19 protein-coding genes are annotated in these 22,132 nt (G+C 37.3%); 9 read left to right on the forward strand and 10 right to left on the reverse strand.

What is annotated here, in order from left to right; all coding sequences use genetic code 11:
- Positions 1–4: 4 nt before the first annotated feature.
- From ACZZZI_RS05145 to ACZZZI_RS05185, 9 genes are all read right to left on the reverse strand, one after another.
- Positions 5–2,872, reverse strand: coding sequence for a glycosyl hydrolase (locus tag ACZZZI_RS05145; RefSeq protein WP_463488841.1), 2,868 nt, complete (start codon positions 2,870–2,872; stop codon positions 5–7).
- A 10-nt stretch (positions 2,873–2,882) separates the two neighbouring features.
- Complete coding sequence (locus ACZZZI_RS05150; RefSeq protein WP_463488842.1) at positions 2,883–3,716, reverse strand: sugar phosphate isomerase/epimerase; 834 nt, start codon at positions 3,714–3,716, stop codon at positions 2,883–2,885.
- A gap of 3 nt (positions 3,717–3,719) precedes the next feature.
- A complete protein-coding gene (locus ACZZZI_RS05155; RefSeq protein ID WP_463488843.1) occupies positions 3,720–4,535 on the reverse strand; it encodes a phytanoyl-CoA dioxygenase family protein in 816 nt (271 codons plus the stop codon).
- Positions 4,536–4,593: 58 nt separating this feature from the next.
- On the reverse strand, positions 4,594–5,361 hold the full coding sequence (locus tag ACZZZI_RS05160; protein ID WP_463488844.1) for a 6-phosphogluconolactonase: 768 nt from the start codon (positions 5,359–5,361) through the stop codon (positions 4,594–4,596).
- Positions 5,362–5,371: 10 nt separating this feature from the next.
- Positions 5,372–6,571 carry an N-acetylglucosamine-6-phosphate deacetylase gene (gene nagA, locus ACZZZI_RS05165; RefSeq protein WP_463488845.1) on the reverse strand — a complete coding sequence of 400 codons (1,200 nt, stop codon included), beginning with the start codon at positions 6,569–6,571 and terminating at the stop codon, positions 5,372–5,374.
- Positions 6,572–6,615: 44 nt separating this feature from the next.
- Complete coding sequence (locus ACZZZI_RS05170) at positions 6,616–7,254, reverse strand: carbohydrate-binding family 9-like protein (RefSeq protein ID WP_344765252.1); 639 nt, start codon at positions 7,252–7,254, stop codon at positions 6,616–6,618.
- Positions 7,255–7,383: 129 nt separating this feature from the next.
- Complete coding sequence (locus tag ACZZZI_RS05175) at positions 7,384–8,964, reverse strand: RagB/SusD family nutrient uptake outer membrane protein (RefSeq protein WP_463488846.1); 1,581 nt, start codon at positions 8,962–8,964, stop codon at positions 7,384–7,386.
- Positions 8,965–8,984: 20 nt separating this feature from the next.
- A complete protein-coding gene (locus ACZZZI_RS05180) occupies positions 8,985–12,113 on the reverse strand; it encodes a SusC/RagA family TonB-linked outer membrane protein (protein ID WP_463488847.1) in 3,129 nt (1,042 codons plus the stop codon).
- A 219-nt stretch (positions 12,114–12,332) separates the two neighbouring features.
- Positions 12,333–13,688 carry a sugar MFS transporter gene (locus tag ACZZZI_RS05185; RefSeq protein WP_463488848.1) on the reverse strand — a complete coding sequence of 452 codons (1,356 nt, stop codon included), beginning with the start codon at positions 13,686–13,688 and terminating at the stop codon, positions 12,333–12,335.
- 690 nt (positions 13,689–14,378) lie between these two features.
- Between ACZZZI_RS05185 and ACZZZI_RS05190 the strand changes: the two genes are divergently transcribed.
- From ACZZZI_RS05190 to ACZZZI_RS05225, 8 genes are all read left to right on the forward strand, one after another.
- Positions 14,379–14,546: a hypothetical protein gene (locus tag ACZZZI_RS05190; RefSeq protein ID WP_344765258.1), complete on the forward strand. Its 168-nt coding sequence runs from the start codon at positions 14,379–14,381 to the stop codon at positions 14,544–14,546.
- 558 nt (positions 14,547–15,104) lie between these two features.
- The gene (locus tag ACZZZI_RS05195) at positions 15,105–15,434 is read left to right on the forward strand and encodes an ArsR/SmtB family transcription factor (RefSeq protein WP_463488849.1); all 330 of its coding nucleotides are present in this window, start codon (positions 15,105–15,107) and stop codon (positions 15,432–15,434) included.
- Positions 15,435–15,488: 54 nt separating this feature from the next.
- Entirely contained in the window at positions 15,489–15,956 is a 468-nt protein-coding gene (locus ACZZZI_RS05200) for a DUF6428 family protein (protein ID WP_463488850.1), read from the forward strand.
- Between the two features lie 115 nt (positions 15,957–16,071).
- The gene (locus tag ACZZZI_RS05205; RefSeq protein ID WP_463488851.1) at positions 16,072–16,452 is read left to right on the forward strand and encodes an N-acetyltransferase family protein; all 381 of its coding nucleotides are present in this window, start codon (positions 16,072–16,074) and stop codon (positions 16,450–16,452) included.
- 12 nt (positions 16,453–16,464) lie between these two features.
- Positions 16,465–16,884: an arsenate reductase ArsC gene (locus ACZZZI_RS05210; RefSeq protein ID WP_463488852.1), complete on the forward strand. Its 420-nt coding sequence runs from the start codon at positions 16,465–16,467 to the stop codon at positions 16,882–16,884.
- Entirely contained in the window at positions 16,884–17,942 is a 1,059-nt protein-coding gene (gene arsB, locus ACZZZI_RS05215) for an ACR3 family arsenite efflux transporter (RefSeq protein ID WP_463488853.1), read from the forward strand. Before ACZZZI_RS05210 ends, arsB begins: the two co-directional genes overlap by 1 nt.
- A gap of 78 nt (positions 17,943–18,020) precedes the next feature.
- The gene (locus tag ACZZZI_RS05220; RefSeq protein WP_463491773.1) at positions 18,021–18,392 is read left to right on the forward strand and encodes a VOC family protein; all 372 of its coding nucleotides are present in this window, start codon (positions 18,021–18,023) and stop codon (positions 18,390–18,392) included.
- A gap of 579 nt (positions 18,393–18,971) precedes the next feature.
- Positions 18,972–19,517, forward strand: a complete 546-nt coding sequence (locus ACZZZI_RS05225) for a M949_RS01915 family surface polysaccharide biosynthesis protein (RefSeq protein ID WP_463488854.1) — start codon at positions 18,972–18,974, stop codon at positions 19,515–19,517.
- Positions 19,518–19,627: 110 nt separating this feature from the next.
- On the opposite strand, the gene ACZZZI_RS05230 is transcribed toward ACZZZI_RS05225, so the two are convergent.
- On the reverse strand, positions 19,628–20,146 hold the full coding sequence (locus tag ACZZZI_RS05230; protein WP_463488855.1) for a hypothetical protein: 519 nt from the start codon (positions 20,144–20,146) through the stop codon (positions 19,628–19,630).
- Between the two features lie 635 nt (positions 20,147–20,781).
- Between ACZZZI_RS05230 and ACZZZI_RS05235 the strand changes: the two genes are divergently transcribed.
- Entirely contained in the window at positions 20,782–22,020 is a 1,239-nt protein-coding gene (locus tag ACZZZI_RS05235; RefSeq protein ID WP_463488856.1) for a peptidoglycan DD-metalloendopeptidase family protein, read from the forward strand.
- Positions 22,021–22,132 lie beyond the last annotated feature (112 nt).

The following is a 22,132-nucleotide window of genomic DNA, read 5'->3' on the forward strand; positions in this document are numbered from 1 at the left end:
TTATTTAAAATAAATTTACTGGACCGATCAGGCCCATTGATTGAAGTGGTTGTTCTTTTCCCTTATTGTTTGTCCAGTACTGTGCTGTAGCATTTTCAGTTAGTGATTTCATATAGTTAACCATTACAGTTGTAACTTTAACTTCTATTTGATTAGTACCTGCCTTTAGTAAGTTTTTAATAGAATACCCCCTGCGTCCGTACCAGCTTACATCTAAAGTTTGACCATTTACAAGGAGTGTAGAAATCCCGCTTACCTTCCCTAAATCCAGATAAGAGAAATCTGTAGCATTCGATAATTCCAGTACATATTTGTAAGAAACCGTACCCGCGAAGTGCATAAGATGGGGTACATCCTTTAAATCAGTAAGCTTTAACAATTCCTCGTTTCGGGATGTTCCGTCCATATGTTTAAGTTCCATTTGCCAGGCAGATTTTAAGCTGATTGCATGGTTGGGTATCTCGGGGACAGGTTGCCAGTTTTCACCATCTTTATCCTGATTGAAAACAATAATTTTGGAGTCTGCCGGGAAGAGCTTTATTTTAAGATTTCTATCCTTTAAATTCAGTTTAAATTTATTACCATTTGCCGCATCCCAAATCCACGCTTGCTTTTTGTCGGTAATTTCGGGCAAGAATGTAGCATCGAAATCTATACTGTTGTGACTACTCGAATTGTTAATGATAAAAACTTCAGCATCATCAGACTGATACCTTACCTGTGTTATAAACGTATTCGGAGCAGCAATTTTTAGGTAAGGCTTAATATTGTAATCGTTTTGTACACTTTTGTACCAATCTTTAAAATTAGATGCTGGCTTAGCTAAGTATATAAACTGTTTAGGGTATTTTTTTAATTCCGTTATCCATTTTTGTACTTCCAGATCATTTTGCTCGTGATTAAACCATCCTAAAGATTGCTGAGGATAAGCTTCGATACAAAAAACCCGCCCTCCTGCTTTAACAAAATCGTATATTTTTTTTGCTGTTTGAGGTAAAATACTCTTCACTTCTATTAAGAACAACGTATGATATTTTCTTGAGCCATAATTCATCCAGCCATTCTTAAAGTCGGCATCTGCAATTACCTGTTCAGAAACATAATCACAGGCATTTCCATTCTGGTGTATCGATTCCCAGATTAGCAATTGATAGGATGGTGTAATCCTGTAAGGGAATGGTTCCATTTGTGCGCCAACTTCACTCCACATATCGCCAGTAGGTGCCATTATTGCTATATCAGCAAAAAAAGTACACTGTTGTAATAATGCAGATTGCCTTGCCCTATAATCGGTATAGTGCTTAAAATACGGCCACATTGTATTTTGTTCGTTAAAATAACCGCCGTAGGTTATCCAACCAGGAAAGGCTGCATTTTTTGGAGAATAATTAAATCCATGAAAAATGGGATGTGTAATCCCTGAAATAGTACTTTGATCGCCTGCAATTTTAAAAAGCTCTAAAGATTCGTTAAACACCATATCGGTATTGGTTAACTCTTCAGAACTAACCAGTTTTTTTCCTTTTAAATGAGCTGCGGATGAGACATACTTATTAATCATTGTATTTCCTCGGCCCAGATGCCAGGGATATTTAGTAAAGTCTTTTTCAGATATTTCTTCCCCAATGCCATATTTCATCCAGGTTTCGCCTTCTGGTATGTCCATCCCAAAACTGCCTTCCAAAGGAAAATGACCTCTACCATAAGCTTGTGCTCTCGATTTTATTTTATTATCAGCGCACCATTTACTAAAATTATTCGAAAACCTTTCTCTGAAGAGTTCTGCTTTGGTATATTCAAAATCATACCTCATCCTTCTTAACATGCGCTCCATTTCTGGACTGGTTTTCACATTATAATTCAAGTCGGTTGTATTTCCCATTCTGCCTGTTTTAAAAAGTAGAAATGGTAAATAAGGATACAAATCATATCCTCTACGTTTTTGAAATTCCAAGCGCATATCTCCAGTCCAGTTCGCTCCTTCCATTTCTAAACTATCTACAAAAAAAGAACGAATAGAACCTGTAAGGGGACCGATTTTACTCTGAATAGATCCAGTGATTTTGTTTAAGTATTTCTGAACTGCTTTTTCGTTATAATGATTTAATACTGGTCCGCTACCGCTTGGAGCGCCCTGTATTACTTTCATAAAGCCATCGATCTTTACCAATGCATGAACTGCGAATTTACCCTCGGGCAAATCAACCTTTAGTACATTGTCGGTTATTTTCGAGGTTACGTTTTTAATCTGATTTATATTAATTAATGGATCTGGAACGATGCTTACTTCTAAAATTTCTGGTTTTCTACCACTATAAGGACTTAAAGTTGCTGGATCGGCCTCTTTTAAAAGATCAAAAAGAGATATTTCTGTTTTTAAAGGCCCTTGCAGTTTTTTGACCGCAACTACCACCACCTGAGCACGCTCTTCGCCTTCTAAAAATTCAGCGCCGAAAGGAAATCCAGTTCCAGCCAAAAGATCGCAGGTCATATCCAGCTTTTTAGCCTCCTCTAAAGTAAATTTCAAAAGATCTATCCATTCATCACTGAGCCACTCAACAGATGGAATACCCATATTATCGGTATTTGAAGGAAATGAAATCGGACATATTTCTACGCCACCAATTCCTGCATCTTTTAAGAGTTTAAGTTCTCTGGCCAGTTCTGTTCTTTCTACTTTATTTCCATTCCACCACCAACGAACAAATGGTCGGTAAATATTTGATGGATTTTTAAATAGCTGATACAAATTATCATTTCCATAACTGGCTAAACCATTAATAATAGATCTGGAAAAAGCATTGCTATTGAACATTAAAAAACTTGCCGCAGAAAAAACAGCGCTCTGCTGCAAAAAAGATTTTCTCTTCATATTTTTCCTTTTAACTGTATCTATTTTTCAGAAAATCTTTCATCCATATATTCAATCTCCATTGCTCATCACTTAAAGAGATTGTTCTATCTCCTTTTGTAAGATATGGAGCTGGGCCAAATTCCGTGGTAATCGAAACGGGCTCATTTTTTTCTCTTCTATTGGCCACCCATTTATCCCAAATCTTCAAGTGGGCATCTAAAGCCTCTTTGTACTCTTCTGCAGCGGGATCCCAAACTTGTGGCCCTTGGGTATGCCCTACTCTTGCATGAATATGGCAACTATGTTTAATTGCCTCGCTTACGGCAAGCTGCTGATCTTCTAAATAACTTTCAGAAACACAAAACCAATGAGAAACGTCGAGCGTTAAGCGAATAGTGTTGTTTTTCGTTAATATCTCTCCTACCCGATGTGCTGCAAAAGACCATTTATTACGATGTGTTTCCTGATAAAGAGGTATATTAAATTGATCCTGAATCTGTTGGCATACTTCCAGACATTGCTGAATCTGATGATCGTTGAAAAACTCCCGACCAGTTTGTGCGCTTATAAACAATGGAGCTTTAATTCCGATACCGATTTCTAATAGTTTTATCAAGTCTTCTTGCAGATGGGTTAAATACAGTTCGAAGTTTTGATAAGGCCTAACAACTGCCATCACAATGGCGTAATCCAATTCGTAATGGTTGAGCAAATCGAGAACCTCTTTATAATTGCCCGATTCGGCAAATGGAAACCATTCTATTCCAGAATAAGAAGCTTCTTTTACCTGCTTTAAAAAGCTGCGCCAGGGAATATTTTCGTATCCCCATCTGGGAGATAAAAATCTTAAATCTGTATGCATAAGCTAGTCCTGATAAATCAGCGGATTTTGTTCTTCACTATTCAGTAGATCTCCAACCTTAAGCGTTTTTAAATAACTTTCTGGCAGAATATTGGGTTCTCCATTAAAGCTGTTTCCATCAGGCATATACGCACAAGTCATTGCTCTTCTATAGCCACTGCTCATATTTGCACCAGCGCCGTGAATAGTTAAACCATTGTGAAAAGAACAACTTCCCGCTTTCATACTTGCTGATACCGATGCGACTTGAGCAAATTGTGGATAAGCTTCGAAAATACCATCCATGTTTTTTCCAATACCTTTATTTTCGAATGAGGTTTCTTTAAAAGATGCAGGTATGAAGTATAAACAGCCGTTTTCAAGTGTTGCATCATCTAAAGCAACCCAAATCGATAAGGCTTTTCTATCAGAAAAAGACCAAAATGGTGTATCAAGATGCCAGGAAGTTGGATTTGCCCAAGGGCGTTTGAATAAAGCCTGATCATGCCAAATCCTAATCCCACTCGCACCAGATAACTGAGCCGCCATTTTTCCGATTCGTTTATCCAACATAATGTTTTTAACCTTATCGTTGGTTTGCCAAAGGTTAAGTAACTGATCAAAAACTTTAGAAAAATATTCTGAATCTTTATTTATGCCATCATCCATACCCATTTTAGCTTCTTTCCCAGGCATTTTAAGTCCGTTTCTTTCTTTTACTGCTTCAGTAACCGCTTCACGCCATTCGGCCAATTCCTCAGGAGAGAGAAAATCTTCGATAACGATAAATCCATTAGATTGATAAAAATTTATTTGCTCGGTTGTTAATTCACAATTCATTTCTGTTGAGTTTATTTTGGTTAGAAAATATTAAACCTCTAATGCTCGTTCGAGGTTATTAAAATTTATTATCGAGTAAAGCGCTGCTTTGATCATCTAAAAACAGAATTGCATGCTTATGAATTCTTAATAAGGTAGAAGGCAAATCATCGCTTATGTGCTGAGTTAATGTAAGCTGAACGGCTTTTGCCTTTTTTTCTCCTGGTACAGTGCAAAAAGCGTAAGGAGCTTTTAACAATGCGGGCAATGTTAAGGTTAGCGCATGTGTGGGTACTTCATCTAATTCTTTAAAGCAGCCATCATTTACCTGCTGCGTTCGGCACTGTAAATCGAGATCTACTCTTTTAACAAAATAAGGATCATTTACATTAGCAACGTGCGGATCGTTAAAAGCAAGATGTGTGTTTTCTCCAATACCAAGGCACACGATATCCGTTTCGAATTTATTCAGCAATTCTGTGTAGCGTAAACATTCTTTTTTATAATCAGCAGCATTACCATCGATATAATTAACCGAATGGAAAGGTACTTTAGTAAATAAACGATCTTTTAAAAAATTACCAAACCCTTGCGGAGCATCTGCATCGAGATCTATATACTCATCCATATGAAAAGCATTTAACCTAGACCATTCTATATTTTTTTTGATAAGCGCCTGAAAAAATTCATTTTGAGAGGGCGCTGCTCCAAAAATTATGTTTACAAAAGGTTGTTTGCTTAAAAGCTCATTTATTTTTTCACTCACAGCATTCGCCACAGCTTCTCCCATCAAATTTCTGCTTTCAAAAATCTTTACCGTGAGTAGGTTTTTTATAAATTCTTTCATTAAATTCTTCTTATTTATTAAAATCGATTGCTGTATAAATTATTTCTCCTTTGATGATTGTCTTCTTTATATTGATTTTTTCATCAAAAATTAATACATCGGCATCTTTACCCGCAGTTAAGCTGCCTTTTGTATCCGAAATGCCCATTATGGTTGCAGGTACATTCGAAATCATCTTTACTGCCTCTAATAAAGAGATATCTGCCTGCTCTACCATTGTGCGAACAAGTCTATCGGTAGTTGCAACGCTTCCTGCAAAGGAAGATCTATCTGCCATTATAGCGACGCCGTTTTCTACAATTACCTTTAAGCCAGTATCCTTGTTTCCAAGAACGCTTTCTCCTTCTGGCATTCCAGCTGCCCGCATTGCATCAGTAATAAGCGCTATTCGCTCTGATCCTTTAATTTTATAAACTAACTTTAGTAATGGCGGCGGAAGATGTATCCCATCTGCAATAATCTCTACATCCATTGAATCGATTAAAAAAGCGCTTTCTATTACCCCAGCATAGCGATAAGTATTTCTTCTACTTACCCCAGACATTGCCGAATAAAGATGAGTTGCTAAACTGTAACCGTTTTCAACGGCTTCTACAACTTCTTCGTAAATTGCATCTGTATGGGCAATTGCCGCTATAATTCCTTTCGATTTTAGATATTTACCCATTTCAACTGCTCCTAGCAGTTCGGGTGCAACACTCCAGCGTTTAATAATATCCTGCCCATAATCAATTATTTCTTTATACTCTTCTATATCAGGGTTTCGGATGTATCTCGGATCTTGTGCACCGCTTTGATTGAGGGCAAAATATGGACCCTCCAGATGTAAACCAATAAATTGTGCACCTTGTGTATTTTTAAGCATTGCGCTTTTGTACAAATCAATTGCTTTTAGCAAATCTTGTTTAGAACAGGTTAACGTAGTAGGCGCCATGGCCGTTGTTCCATATTTAGCATGAGTTTGAGCAATTTTAAGATAAGCCTCTTCGGTTCCATCCATAAAATCATAACCACCGCCGCCGTGAATGTGAATATCAATAAAACCTGGAGCAATATAATTTCCTTTGGCATCGATAATCTCATAATCATTAGTTTCAATATCAACCTGACTTACCGCTTCTATTTTTTGATCCTTTATTAGCAGCGTACCGTTCTTTATAATGCGGTACGGAGTTATAATATGACCATTAATTATTTTAATATTTTTCATATGTAGATGTTCATTTCTTCTTCAGTAAACCTTGCGGCCTACTTTTAACTAAACTCAAGCTTTCCAAAGAATTGGGGCAAATGGAAATCAGGTTTTTTAGCTTCAATATTACTCCAGGCATAAAAATGTTTGTTCGGTAAATCATCACCACATTTAAAAAAATTCCCTAAGCCACTTTTTTGATTTAAACTGCCAATATTACTCTCTTCAAATACTTCGATTGGCAGCATTACCGTAACTTGCCACCTATATTTATTGCCACTATTTAGTGGAGCTGTTTGAATATTAATATGTGCATTTATCTTGTTTATCAACTTTTCATCCAATAGTTTTCGGTTTAATCTTCCTTCGCCATAACCTATTAAAGCAACGCCCGCACAGTTGATTTCTATGTTGTAATATTTTTTCTGTGACTCGAAAGCAACAAAAAACTCTACGCAATTATCTTTGTGAACCCGCCCATTTGTTTGGTGGGTAGCCAATTTGATTATATCTTCTTTTACATAATATTTTAAAAAAATTGCATCTCCAGAATGGGCAATAACAAAACTGGTATGGCAATTACTTTTAAACTCAATCCAAGGTTGATGACTAATATGATGTTGAGGCAATGTGTCTAATAGCTCTGATACTTCTTGGATATCAGAGCTTTGGCTAATAGAGGCTATTGCTGGTATCCGCATTTTTTATTAAAATTATTTTCTTCAAATTCATTGTAAGCTAACCTCTAAAAGTTGAGAGACGTTAATTTTTGAGAGCGGGCAAAAAAGCACTGATCAACCCCACCAGTGTTTTTTGCCTGTATGTGTTTATTATCGTATGTAACCTGGGTTTTGAGCTAATTTGGCGTCTTTATTCAGGTCAATTTCACTTTGTGGAATTGGTAATAACTGATTATACGCTTGAACGGTTGAATTGTCTTTGAAATTCAGTTTTTTCAATCGATCTACCAATGTGCCAGTACGAGCCAAAGTCATTCTGCGATTTTCTTCACCAATCAGTTCTCTTACCCTCTCATCTAAAATAAAATCGAGTGTAATATCCGAAGCGGTTACCTGAGCAGCGTTTGCACGAGTTCTCAGCACATTAATACTGATGGCTGCTTCTGCTAGTTTTGTTTGTTTAAACTGAGCTTCAGCAAGTAAAAGATAAGTTTCGCCTAAGCGCATCATAATTAAATCTTTGTAAGAACCGTTACCCGTTGGATCTGCATCAAGATAATGGTTCCATTTAGTTGTAGAAGGAACAATTTTGTAGAGTGTATCGGCAGCCAATGGAACTACCTTTTGACCAAATTTTGCATTTTTAGGATCGTTGTAATAGTAATCGCGATGAATATTATATTTAGAGTTACGCATGTCGTTACCTTTATATAATCCATTTATAACCCACGGACTTAAACGGATTCGGCCAATTCCACGACCACCAAGGGAATCGCACACTAAAAGTCCTGCAACGTTAGAATAATATGGAACCCAAACCCTTCTATGCTGATCTAAGCTCGAAGAACCTCCTGGAAGATTGTACTCCATTTCCTGAACCCAGATGGCTTCGGTATTTCCTTGTCTGCGACGTAGGTTACCATCTACGAACATATCTGAAAAAGGATCGCCAGCAAGTGCCTTTTTAACGCCGTATCTTGTATTAACAATTGAAAACTTTTTGCTGGTTATTACATTTAAGCATTGTACCTCAGCAAGATCATTTTTACCTTGTCTTAAGTAAGCCTCGGCAAGTAGCTGTTGTGCAGCCTCTTTGCTTATTCTTCCTGGCTTCGATACGGCATCAATTGCAGGTAAATTTGTACTGGCGAAAATTAAATCATCATTAATCAGCGTGTTTAAACTCTCCAGATTTGCTCGTACAAAATCAGTTTTTGGAACATCTAAAGGTTGATCAATTAAAGGAACTGATCCCCATAGAGTTACTAAAAAATTATAAGCATAAGCTCTATAAAATCTGGCTTCAGCCAGATACAAATTCCTTTGTGCCGTAGTTAAAACGCTGGTATTATCAGACGCGCCCTTTATAATTTGATTGGCATTATTTATCACCTTGTACGACCAGCTCCAATAATTTAGTGCAGCAGGACTTTCAGAATTTAGTAGTGCATAATTTTGAAAAGGCTCAGCCTCTCCAGCATCCAAACCGTTTAAAGCAACATCGGTTCCAACCTGGAAAACCGCCAGTAAGGATTGGGTAACCTGCATGGTGTACTGTTCGCGAACTGATGCTTGCAAACCTGCAATACCCGACTCCAAACCTGCAACATTTTTAAAGGTGGTTAGAGGGGAGTAAGCTGAATCAGATTTTTCATCCAGAAAGCTTTTTTTACAGGAAAGAAAGCTGGCTAACACTGGAAAAATAAGTACTAAAAAAGTTAATTTTCTCATGATTATTTCTTTTAATTTTTTTAACGTAGGGTAACATTTAGGCCAAAAACGAAACTTGATACCAATGGATATATACCATAACTAAGTGGTGCATTAGCAGCGCCTGCCTGGGTTGCATTTACGCTTAATTCTGGATCAAGTCCAACCCAATCTGTAAATGTGTGCAGGTTTCTACCACTTGCAAAAGCAGTTAAACTACCTAGTTTAAGTCTATTAAGGGTTTTCTCACTGAAAGTATAACTGATGGTTATATCTTTTATGCGGGTGTAATTATGCTTACTTGGATAGGCATAAAGTCTTGGATTGGTAAATACTAACGATGGTTGTGTATTGTTTCCATTCTCTGGTGTCCAATAGGAAACTTCCTGTGGGATATTAACACGCCCGCCGTAAGTTTGTAAGTTTAAAAGTGGATTGTTTACTTTTGCACCCTGCGATGTTTGAATAAACACACTTAAGCTAAGGGCTTTATACCTGAAGGTGTTGTTCATACCACCAGTCCATTTTGGTAAACTTGTTCCCTGATAAATCTTATCAGCTTCTGTAATTCTATTATCGCCGTTGATATCAACAAATTTCAAACTTCCTGGTACTGCACCTGGGTCTACTTTCGATGGATCTTCACCAACCTGCCATACACCAGCCAACTGATAATCATAAATTGCATTTAACGGTTTTCCTATAAACCATTTATTTCCGATATCGTCTTTATCATCTCCATATAGAGAAACAATTTTATTCCTGTTGGCAGAGAAGTTAAAATTACTAGACCATGTAAAATCATCTTTTTTAATATTAATGGTACTCAAAGTAACCTCAATTCCTTTGTTTTTTACACTTCCTAAATTGTCGAAAATACTAGAATAACCACTAATTGTTGGCAGCCTGCGACTTAACAATACATCTTTAGTACGGGTTTGATAAGCTTCGATAGTACCACTAATCCTGTTTTTGAAAAGGGAAAAATCTACGGCTAAGTTGCTACCTCTTGTACTCTCCCAGTTTAAATTAACGTTACCTAAGATTCCATTTGCAAGTAAAGAGCTCGAAACTAAGCCAATTGCAGTTACACCATTATATACATATTTAGTTATGCCTTGTGTGGTAATGGTTTGATAAACACCTACAGCCTGGTTACCTGAAGTACCGTAAGATGCTCTAAATTTTATGTTGTCAATTTGTTTTACATTTTTAAGGAAGTTTTCATTAGATATATTCCACCCAATTGCAACTGAAGGAAATAAGCCATACTTGCTTGTTCCAGATCCAAATGCTGAATATCCATCTCTTCTCGCTGTTGCGGTAAACAAATATTTGCTCTTGTAAGAATAATTTATTCTTCCCATTTGAGATACCAATGCTTCTCGGCTATAAAAAGAAGTTGCTGTAACTACACTTGCGCCGCCAATATTATTAAATGATAAATCATCATTAATAAATGTTCTGCCAGTTGTGCCGTTGGTTGTGTATTGTTTTTCCTGCGCACTGTAAAGCGCTGTTACATCTAAATGATGGTCACCCCAGTTTTTATCGTAAGTAAGAATATTCTCAACAATCCAGCTGTTGGTTTCGGTATTGCTAAGTCCAGCGGTGCCACCAAATGTATCTCCAGCATCAACGCCACTGTAAGTATTAGTTCTCGAAGGTAAAAACGCGTAATTTGCGTTTAATCTGTACTTTAATCCTTTTATAAATGTTGGTTTTACTTCTGCATAAAATATTCCATTTAGGTTTTTATCTCTGTTAATTACGTCAGAATTCAGTCCAAGTAAAGGATTTCTAAAATTGGTTTCAGAGAACATTGGAAAAATTGTATAATCGCCGTTTGCCTCATATTCACGACCATAAGGACTCATTTGCATCGCTGCAGAATACCTTACGGTTCCTCCATCTGTATTATTATTTGCAAAAAAAATAGATGTTCCAGCTGTTAACCAGTCTGTTAATTTTGCATCCAAATTTGATCTGAAAGATGCACGATTGTACTGGTAACCTTTTAAAACACCTTTTTGCTTTTGATAAGCACCAGATACAAAATATTTTATACGCTCACTTCCTCCAGAAATACTAAGGTTATGATCCTGAATAAATCCATTTTGAGAAATTTCCTTCATCCAATCGGTTGTTTTACCCGCAGTATAATTCTCAATTTCGTATTGATTTGGTACAGGTGTAGCCGTCGGTGCTTGATTTCTTTGCTTTAAAAAATCAAGATATTTCTGAACATACTGTTCCGCATTCAAAGGTGTTAAAGTTTTATTTTGAAATTCTGGTCCTGCGTACGCGCTGTAGCGAATTGTTGGTTCTCCTGTTTTACCTCTTTTTGTGGTAATTAAAATTACACCACTAGAACCTCTTGTTCCATAAACAGCAACAGCAGAAGCATCCTTCAATATCTCAATTGATTCAATATCATTTGGATTGATATCATTCATCGAGCCACCAAGATTGCTAAAAGGTACTCCATCAATTACCGTTAAAGGTGCCGTATTTGCATTTATAGAGTTTACTCCCCTAACCAATACACCTGCCGAGCTTCCTGGCACTGAAGATGTTTGTGTAATTTTTAAACCAGCTGTAGCACCTTCCATAGCATGAAGCACGTTGGTTACTGGTAATTGCGACAATCTTTCTTTTGGTACCGAGCTAACTGATCCAGTAATATCAGAGCGTTTCTGTGTTCCGTAACCAACTACCACTACATCATTTAAATTATACTTATCATTATCTGGTTTCATTAGCACATCTATAACAGTCTGGTTCGAAACTGTTATAGTTTGGTCGGTAAAACCGACATAAGAAAACTTGAGTAATGCGCCCTTTGGTGCACTTAATTGGTAATAACCTTTGGCGTCAGTATAAGTACTTATTTTAGTTCCTAATACGGTTACAACAACCCCCTGAATCGGCCCGCCTTCATCCTTTACTGTTCCTTTTATCTGAACATCATCATATATTGATTTGATTAATGGTTTAAAATTCGACTTGGTGGATGTAGTTAAATCAGCATTTTTTACAATTGTTAAATTATTTGCTGATGCATTTGCACAAACTAATAGTAGCGGTGCAAGGAAAAAATAATTTTTGATCTTCAGTACCTTGTAAAAGTCGAAAAAATAGGATGCCGCTGGCATTATTTGTTTTTTCATTTTTTTTCGTTTAAGAATTGAATGGTTAGTTAGTATTAATTCAGGTTCAAGCCCTGATTTATTGGCAACAGGCTTATTTCTTAATGCCAGTTATGCATTAATGGCCTATTTAATTTTAGATGTGAGTTAGCTGCATTTTTTCATTTTTGATTTAGTGTTTGGTTTATATTGATTATTGGTTAGTCTAATTAGTGCTTCCAAGAGGGTGATTGTGAAAATTTAAACCTGCATTTCTTTATTAATTTTGATCAATCGCCATGAGGTGATCTTATGTCCGTAAAAAGCGTAAAACATTAAATACAGATAACAAGGAAAAAGTATCCAATAAGCCGCTCTTTCATTGTATAAATCGGCCACATAGCCATATAAAAGAGGAAAAATGGCGCTCCCGCACAAAGCCATAATTAAGACTGAAGAGCCAACTTTTGTAAACCGCCCTAAATTATTTAGTGCAAGTGGCCAAATACCAGCCCAAACCAGAGAATTAGCTAAACCAAGCGATACGATAAACCAAATAGAAATATCTGCTTTGTGCCCTAAAATGATATAGCTGCCGTGACTATAAATAATTAGCAGTGTTAACGCCGCACCAATTAATGTACAAGCACGCAATACATTTACTTGTGAAACATATCGTGGGATCAGGATTATGCCAGATACATAACCAATAATTGTAGTGAAGAGTGTGTATGATGGGAAAACTTTAGCTTCTAAAATTTGGATCCCCATTGAATTTGCATAACCTATAACAGTATCAATGGCGATTACCTGAGTTCCAACGTGTAGAAATATGGCTAAAACACCTAGGATGAGATACGGGAAGTGAAACACATGTTTTTTGTCTGCGTTGATAACCGAGAGTTCAGAATTTTCTTCTTCGGTATTAATTTCCGGCAGCGGAGAATACCTTATAAATCCACCCAAAATGGTTAAAACGATACCTAAAGTTGTATAAGGAAAAATAACCCTTCGTACCAACTCATCAAAAAAAGCACTTCGCTCCGCCCCTCCAATTGTGTGAATTCGACTTAAAACCTCACTATCAGTTACTTTAAATATGACCGATGCAAATATTAAAGGTGCAATTAACCCCGCAGCTTTATTACATATCCCCATTATGCTGATACGTTTTGCGGCTTTATCTATAGATCCTAATATGGTTATGTAAGGATTGGCCGCTGTTTGCAGTATGGCAAGACCACAGCCAATTGTAAATAGCCCCATTAAAAAAACGCCATACGTTCTAGTTAACGCTGCAGGAATAAAAATAAAAACACCAGCCGCCATTATCCAAAGCCCAAACATAATTCCCTTTTTAAAACCAACAGATTTTAATAAGTATGAAGATGGAATAGACATTACGAAATAGGAAATATAGAATGCAAAAGCAACTAAATAAGATTCGAAGTGAGTAAGCTCGCAGGCTATTTTAAAATAAGGAATTAAAATTGCGTTTACCCAAGTTACAAAACCGAAAATAAAAAACAGTCCTCCTAAAATTAAAGTAGAGATGAAAGTTTGTTTCTTGGTTAAACTTCCTACTTCAACAATATTTATATTTTTCCTTATTCTCATTACCCTATTTATAATTAATAATAATAGTCAAAACAAACAACACAAATAGTGTACGTACACGTAACTATTGTAAAAAAATTTGTCCTTTATTGTAAAGTTATATTTGGTCTTCATTAACTGACTAAAAAACATGACCGTTAACGTACACGAATATAAAAACTTTTGTTTTAAAAAGCAAAAGTTTTAATTTTTTTTTAGAAGTAATTTGGATTAGATCAAAACATATAGTATTTGAGCTACAGTTAATGCTGTCTTCTCTAACGATTCAGATACAAATAAGTTTAACGCAAATACTTATTAAAGGAAGATCAAAATGTCCGTGAAGACTCATTAGTTGAACAAACACAAAAAAGGGGTATTAATACAAATAAGCCAACTGGCACTTATGGATGAAATTAACAAGAACCCAGAGAGCTAGAAGAAGGGAATCTATAGTTCTTAGTTTAAGAATTAAACAATAAAAGTTATGAATTGTACATCCTAGAGCTGTAGCCCTACTTGAAACGATATACAACATTTGGTTAAAACAAAGTGCCTAAATTTCCGTTACTATAATATAAAACATTTATTATCAAATAGATATACAAAAACATACACGCTGCTGTATGTAAAAACCATCGATACTCGACTTCTAGCCAATAAGCCGAACTCGTTGAGTTTCGATGATGTACCATTTAAAAAGGAGAGATTATGGAAAAGGACTTAAAAAAAGAATTTAGTTTAAAACAGGCTATTGTGAGATACCAAGATTTTATTGGAAATGCCCGCCAGAAAAAAACGCTCTTCGCTGGTATGGTCAATAGCTTTCTGGAAAGTTATAAGAAGAAAGTTTTATCAAAACAGCTGACTAAAGGTTAGTTATTAACTATAAATTATTGCTAACGACAGGGCCACCAAAATATTTGGCTTTGTTGTATTGGCAACCCAGAGTTCGAACAATATTTATCTTGACACTTTATCTGACCAATTAGATTTGCAGCCGCTTACTTCAATTCTTTACCAATATCTAACATAGTCAATACAGAAAGCCACGACTAGAAGTGGCCATGGCTAAATGATCCTCAAATCAAGTTATGTCTATTTAACCTAAAGAATTTAGACACAATTAAACCGCTTGGTTTTTAAATTAACACAATATTTTAGTCCAAGCAGATTTATAACTGAAGACATCCGTTGCACTGTAAACAAAGTCGAGGTCGAGTATGTCCTTTAAACGTCTGTAAAAATCATCTGCGGGGATATAGTCTGAAAGTTGAAAGCTGATGAAAAGCTTTTCCTGATAGTTCTTCTTACCTTGCATAAGCAAAAATACAAATTATATAATTGATAGTCAGTTGTTTAAATAAATATATCGCAAAATAACGATAGATTATTTGTATATCAATAATTACAATCGTAATATTGCGATATAAAATTATGGGACTTACAAAGACAGAAATGTTCACGCAGGAGCAGAACGAGCTTTCAACACTTTTGAAGGCAATTGCACATCCTGCACGCATTGCGATTTTGCAACAGATCATTTCTGCGAATGCTTGTATATGTGGTGACCTCGTGGAAGAACTGGGCCTTGCGCAGGCAACGATCTCACAGCATTTGAAAGAGCTGAAAAATGCGGGTATCATACAGGGAACGATCGATGGGGTGAAGGTCTGCTACTGCATAGAACCGAAAACGTGGAGCCTTTTGCAAAAGCTCTTTGGAGATTTTATGGGATCCTATGTAGCTCCCAAGCGCTGTTGTTAACCCTTTTTTTTAAGTGAATCTATCGCAAAATTACGATACATAAATGGAGAATATATGAGACTATCAGAAATCAAAACCATCTTGGCAGCAGCTGAATCAGTTAATTTCCAAGTAGAAAACGGAGAAACCGTACCAGAACATTTCCACGTAACAGAAGTAGGTGTCATCACAAAAGACTTCATCGACTGTGGAGGAAAGGTGCGCCATGAGAAAGTGGCAAACTTCCAGTTATGGGATGCAGATGACTATGAGCATCGCCTGAAAGCGGGAAAATTGCTGAACATCATTTCTCTATCGGAAAAGGTATTGGGCATGGAAGACCTGGAAATTGAAGTGGAATACCAATTCGGAACTATTGGAAAATATGATCTTGGTTATGATGGAACGAATTTCCTGTTGCTTGCCAAACAAACAGCTTGCCTTGCTAGGGAAGCTTGTGGTGTTGAAGAAACACCAAAAAAGGGAATGGTCAATCTGGCTGGTGTGGCGAACGGTTGTACTCCTGGTGGCGGTTGCTGTTAATCCTTTGTTATGGAAATAAGAAAACTATTGCCATCGGATTGGAAGCAGGTTAAGTTAATCTATGAAAAAGGGTATTGCAACGGGCAATGCCACTTTCTAGAACAGCGCACCCTCTTTGGAAGAATGGGACAGCTCGCATCTTAGCACTTGCAGGATTATTGCTGAAGAAAATGGAAGTTTGATCGGGTGGGCAGCATTGACTCCCGTTTCTTCACGTTGCGTATATGCCGGGGTAGCTGAAGTTAGCGTATATGTTGACCCCGAGCAATCTGGAAAGGGAATTGGGCTTGCACTTTTAGAAGAACTTGTTGCCGTGAGTGAGATAGAAGAAATATGGACATTACAGGCAGGTATATTTCCCGAAAACATCGGTAGCCTTCGCATCCATGAAAAAGCAGGCTTTAGGACGCTCGGCGTTAGAGAAAAAATTGGAAAGCAGAACGGAGTTTGGAGGGATACGGTGCTTTTGGAAAGAAGCAGTAAAACAATCATTTAACAATAAAAATTTATGAAAAAGGTATTAGTGCTCTGCACAGGGAACAGTTGCAGGAGCCAGATTGCTGAAGGTTATTTAAGATACTTTGCAGGAGATAAGGCGGAAATCTACAGCGCAGGAATAGAAACACATGGTGTAAATCCAAAGGCCATCGAGATAATGAAAAGTGATGGAATAGACGTTTTTGGACATACCTCCAACAACATTGATGAATACATGGGTATCGATTTCGACTACGTGATCACCGTTTGTGATAATGCAAAAGAAAGCTGTCCCTATTTCCCCACCAATGCAGTAAAGTTCCATTATAATTTTCCCGATCCCGCCAAAGCTATCGGAACAGAAGAAGAAGTGATGGAGCAGTTCCGTGAGGTAAGGGAGATGATCCGCAAGTACGCACAAAACTTTGTTAACGAAAACTTAAAGCGCTGATGTCTGCAAATAATTGTGTACCCATAATCAAGCGGAAAAAACTGGGTTTCCTTGACCGTTACCTCACCCTTTGGATATTCTTGGCGATGGCAATTGGTGTCGGTATTGGCTACTTTATACCGACATCATCGAACTTTATCAATTCCTTTTCAAGTGGAACAACGAACATACCACTGGCCATCGGACTGATCCTGATGATGTATCCCCCGCTTGCAAAGGTGAGATATGAAAAGATGGGCGAAGTGTTCATGGACACAAAAGTGCTTACTGTTTCACTGGTGCTCAACTGGATCATCGGCCCGCTTCTCATGTTTTTTTTAGCAATAACTTTTTTAAGGGACTATCCCGAATATATGGTGGGGCTGATTTTGATCGGACTTGCACGATGTATTGCGATGGTCGTGGTGTGGAATGAACTCGCAGAGGGTAACCGTGAATATGCGGCAGGGCTGATCGCTTTGAACAGCATCTTTCAGGTATTGTTGTACAGCGTTTTTGCCTATGTTTTTATTACCGTTCTTCCGCCATATTTTGGACTTAAAAGCCTAGAGATAAATATTACAATTGGCGAGATTGCCAAGAGCGTGGGCATTTATTTGGGTCTACCGTTTGCAATGGGCATTATCAGTAGATACTGTCTGATCAAACTGAAGGGTGAAGATTGGTTCCAGAACAAGTTTGTACCGCTCGTATCACCAATTACGCTGATAGCGCTATTGTTTACCATCTTGATTATGTTCAGCCTAAAGGGCAACCTGATCGTTCAGATACCGATTGATGTGGTTCGCATTGCCATACCTCTTGTAATCTACTTCTCCATTATGTTTGTGGTCAGCTTCTTAGCGGGCAAATACTTCGGCGCAGATTATTCACGAAGTACCTCGATTGCCTTTACGGCCACGGGAAACAACTTTGAACTTGCAATTGCTGTTGCTATCGGTGTATTCGGAATCAATTCTGGTCAGGCATTTGCAGGAGTGATCGGCCCACTGGTAGAAGTTCCAGCGTTGATTGCACTCGTTAATCTTGCGTTCTGGTTCCGCAAAAAGTACTACTAAATTCAGTAACTTTAAGTTATAGGATAAAAAACGAATGGTCAATTTCAGAATAGTGTTCCAGCGCTCCCTGCTGTCAGCATTAAAAAGGCTTTAGACTTTTACCAGTCAAAAATGGGCTTTGTTGCTCGCCACCAAGAAGAAAGCTTTGCCATATTGGTAGGTGGAAGTGTTGAAATCCATCTTTGGCAGGCGTGCGACAAAAGTTGGAAGTTCCGGAGCCTGGCACTTTTCTCACCACCTATCTGGTCTGGAGCAGAAACTTTCATCGCAGGTATGGCAAGCTGTAGGGTCGAGGTCGAGGGAATTGATGAACTCTATCAGGAATATAAACCAAAAGGGGTGCTTCACACTAAGGATTCGGTTGTTGAGCACCAGCATTGGGGCTACCGTGACCTGGCAACATTGGATCTCTATGGAAACCTTATCACCTTTTATGAAGTAGTAGGTTAGTCAACTAAAAACATAAAGTAAAAAGGGCAATTCTCGACTTGAGAATTGCCCTTTTTTATTGAATATGGATATAAATCAGTAAATACTAGTTGTGCAACAGCTACGCACCCTGGTACCAGCGGAAGCATTTTCAGCATCATAAAAACTTTGCTGCATCAGCTTCAATTGCTGATAGCAGTTCTTTTATTTTTTCAAATTTCTGCATAGTAATTCAATACCGGCATAAAGCGCTTTAGTTTCGATAGCGAACTTTTTAGGCGAGCAAAAACAAAATATATTTAATGCAAGCAATTTGTGTGATTTTGTATGAATGTCCGAAAAGTCTGGGATAGTGCTGATCTATCACTAAAAACAAATCAGAGAAAATTATCTTCAAATTAACCCTGAAACTAAGTATAGAAAATTTAAATTTGCCAGACATTAAACGTAGACTTTCACTCGCTAAGAACTAATAATTAAGACAATTTCACCTACCCAGCAATGAGCACTGCCAAATTCAGATGGTCTAATCATCTAATCCTTATGTCCCTTCTCCTAGCCTGTTCACCTTTTTTAAGCTTTTCCCAAACCAGTAATCGGATGATGAAATCCGAACATGCGCAGGTAGCTGAACAACTCCAGATTAATCCGAAGGAAATTTTCAGGGCCTATGGTTTAAGTGATGCTAGCGGAGACTACCAAATAGCCCTTCTGGAAAAAATTTTCAACATTAAAAATAAAGACACTACAAATAATAGCATTGAAGCAATAGCCTTCCGAGCAGACCATGGCGGAAACCTCATCCACTGGTCTATTAAAGATGAGAGAAAAAGCGAAAATGAGGAGACCAATATCTGGTTTTGGACCAAGTACTGTTCGTTTAAAGATTTAGATGGAGACAATCGAATTGACCCAATCATTGTTTATGGAAGTAAAGATGGAAATGGTTACAAAAGAATAAAAATTATTACGATTTATAAAAATAAAAAGTATGTGATCAGGGCAATTGAAAGCGAAATGGATTTAGGCAGGCATTTCATTCAGGACAAGGAAATCAATGCCCTTCCTTTGACCATAAGGAAATACCTACACTCACTTTTGGAAGCCATTCGCAAAGGTCAGGGAGTGCTGTTAAAAAACGGCTAAAAAACACAAATTTCGGATTAAAGAGGACTTTGGTAGGATCTGCAGATAATATTAATCATTGATTTTCTATATTGATTTTGCAGCGACAACTTTGACATTATAGATTGTCCTCAATCAATTTCATTGCCATTAGCCATAAGCCCTCGGTCCCCTTTGTTAAGTTTTCTAAGGAGGGCTAATTTCTTCTTCAGATATTTTTTTGCTGCCCGCTTATCGAAGGTTAAAACCCATCCAATATTATCAATCAAATCTGCGTATTTGACGCTCTGCGCCCTGCTGCTGATGGTTATTAACCTTTCAGCTTCAAGCTGCTTTCGCTCGTTTTTTTTCAATTCGCCAAAAGCAGAAACTGTATATACATCGGTAAGTTCTACAACGCAAGTGGTAATGATTTCCGAATCTGTCTGAGAATACCCAAATGACAAAAGCGCTGTCCTTAGTGCTTCAGCAGTTACTTCAGTATCCTCTAAAAGATCGTGGCATAAGCCAATTTCATCGCCCAAACGAACCACTCCCCCTGCTAGGGCTGCAACCGCGGAGAGATGAGTGAAATAAGGGTAGCCGTTCTTAGGAATAATTTGGCCTTCGTGCTGTTCCTTAACCCAATTGCGCAAAAATTCAATATCCATTTTAATTACTCCAAATATAAAATCCAACACTATTCATCAGACAAAAAAAAATAGTTCAGCTATGAACCAAAAAAATGATGACAATAGACACAAATTATTAAGTCACCTTCAGTTCCATATATCAAACAACAGCATATCTTCTTTAATGGTTTTTTTCATCTGTACTATTTCTAAGTAGTCCAACTTGGAGATTTACAAAATGGTCAAATCTTGTCTTGCTCGACTTTTCGATATTTAACTTAACGAATTAGTGATCACCAAAAAATCTAATATAGTTTACCAGCAAACCCACTTATTACTGTTCTAGCAGCAGCTTTGGTTATGACGACCAAGATTTAAAGATAGCTTCGTGCAAATACATAAGATGAAGAAGACCCAATACTGATAAAAGCATGTCGAGGCTGGTCAGCGGAAACAATTAATCCGATGGAGATTTCACATATTTGTTATCAGATTAATTACAAAACAACAATTTGAGATTTATGTTGTTCCCTTAAAAGCACTAGTTTAATGGTAATCAGATCGCCCTGTAAACTGCCTTTTCTACACCCTATTTTTAAAAAAACATGAAGATAAATTCCATACTAGCTATATGCCTTTCCACAACCATACTTTACTCCTGTAGATCGGGCTCAATGAATCTCTTTAAACCATCCTCTCCGCATGAAATTTATCAAAGAAAATTGATAGCAGCTGGCCTGGATAGATCTAATCTTGGACTATCCTGGATAAATTCATCCTTAACTAGCAACGACAAAGCGCTCAATATTAACATTCCATATAAAGAAACAGGTTATTTCCCAGCAGATAAAACACCATCTCATTTTTACAAATTTGCGGCTGTAAAAGGTCAGAAAATATCAATTTCGTTAGATAAAAAGTCAGCAAACACATCACCGATTTACCTGGATGTTTGGGAAATAAAAGAATCTAAGATTTTAAATCATATTGCATCAGCTGACACGCTGGGTTCTGTTCTGGAACTGGATATAAGAGATTCGGGCGCTTATCTTTTAAGGATACAACCTGAATTGCTTCAAAGCTGGGGATATACGTTGGAGATCACTTCAGGCCCTTCATTAGGATTCCCCACCAAAACAGGAGGTAATAATATTAAGAGTTATTGGGGCGACGGAAGGGAAAACAATTTACGTAAGCATGAGGGAGTGGATATTTTTGGTTCCTTCAGAAGCCCAGTGCTTGCAACCAGTGATGGACGGGTAACGCGTGTAAATGAAAATAAACTTGGTGGAAAGGTAATTTGGTTTAAACCAAAAGGGCAAGATTATACTTTGTATTATGCACACCTGGACGAGCAGATTGCAATTGAAGGGCAAGAGTTTTTAGCAGGTGAGACACTTGGATTAATGGGCAATACTGGCAATGCAAAATCTACTCCAACTCATCTACACTTTGGCATTTACACATCCAGCGGTGCAATTGACCCTTTTCCATTCATAAATCCTGATCTTAAAGTACCTGCTAACATTTCAGCACCAATATCTAATTTAAATAAAACCTTAAGAACCAAATCAGATCAGATTTTAAAAGGGACATCTGCTCAAAATTCTAATCTTGATTTACCAAAAGGTACAATTGTTAAGATAAGTGCAGCATCAGGAAACGGCTATAGAGTCATTTTACCCAATGGAGCTGTTGGATTTTTAAACAGTAGCAATTTAATTTCAGTTTCCAGTCCTATTAGCACGCTTAAACTTTCAGCAAAACAACTCAAACTCTATGATGAGCCCGATACGCTTGCTGCAGTAAAAATGAATTTACAGCAAGCCAGTATTGTCAACTTGTTAGGAAGTTTCGAAGGCTTTCATTTAATAAGTCTTGATGAAGACCGATTTGGATGGATAAAACAGTAGTGCAGGTGAAGAGATTTTATTTAGGCTATCTCGGCTAGTTATGTTCGTGCGAGGTTAACTACCCCAAGTTAAGTTGAGCTAATTTGTGAGCACATAATCAAAAAAACCAGCC

This window comes from Pedobacter sp. AC190 (assembly GCF_979258025.1).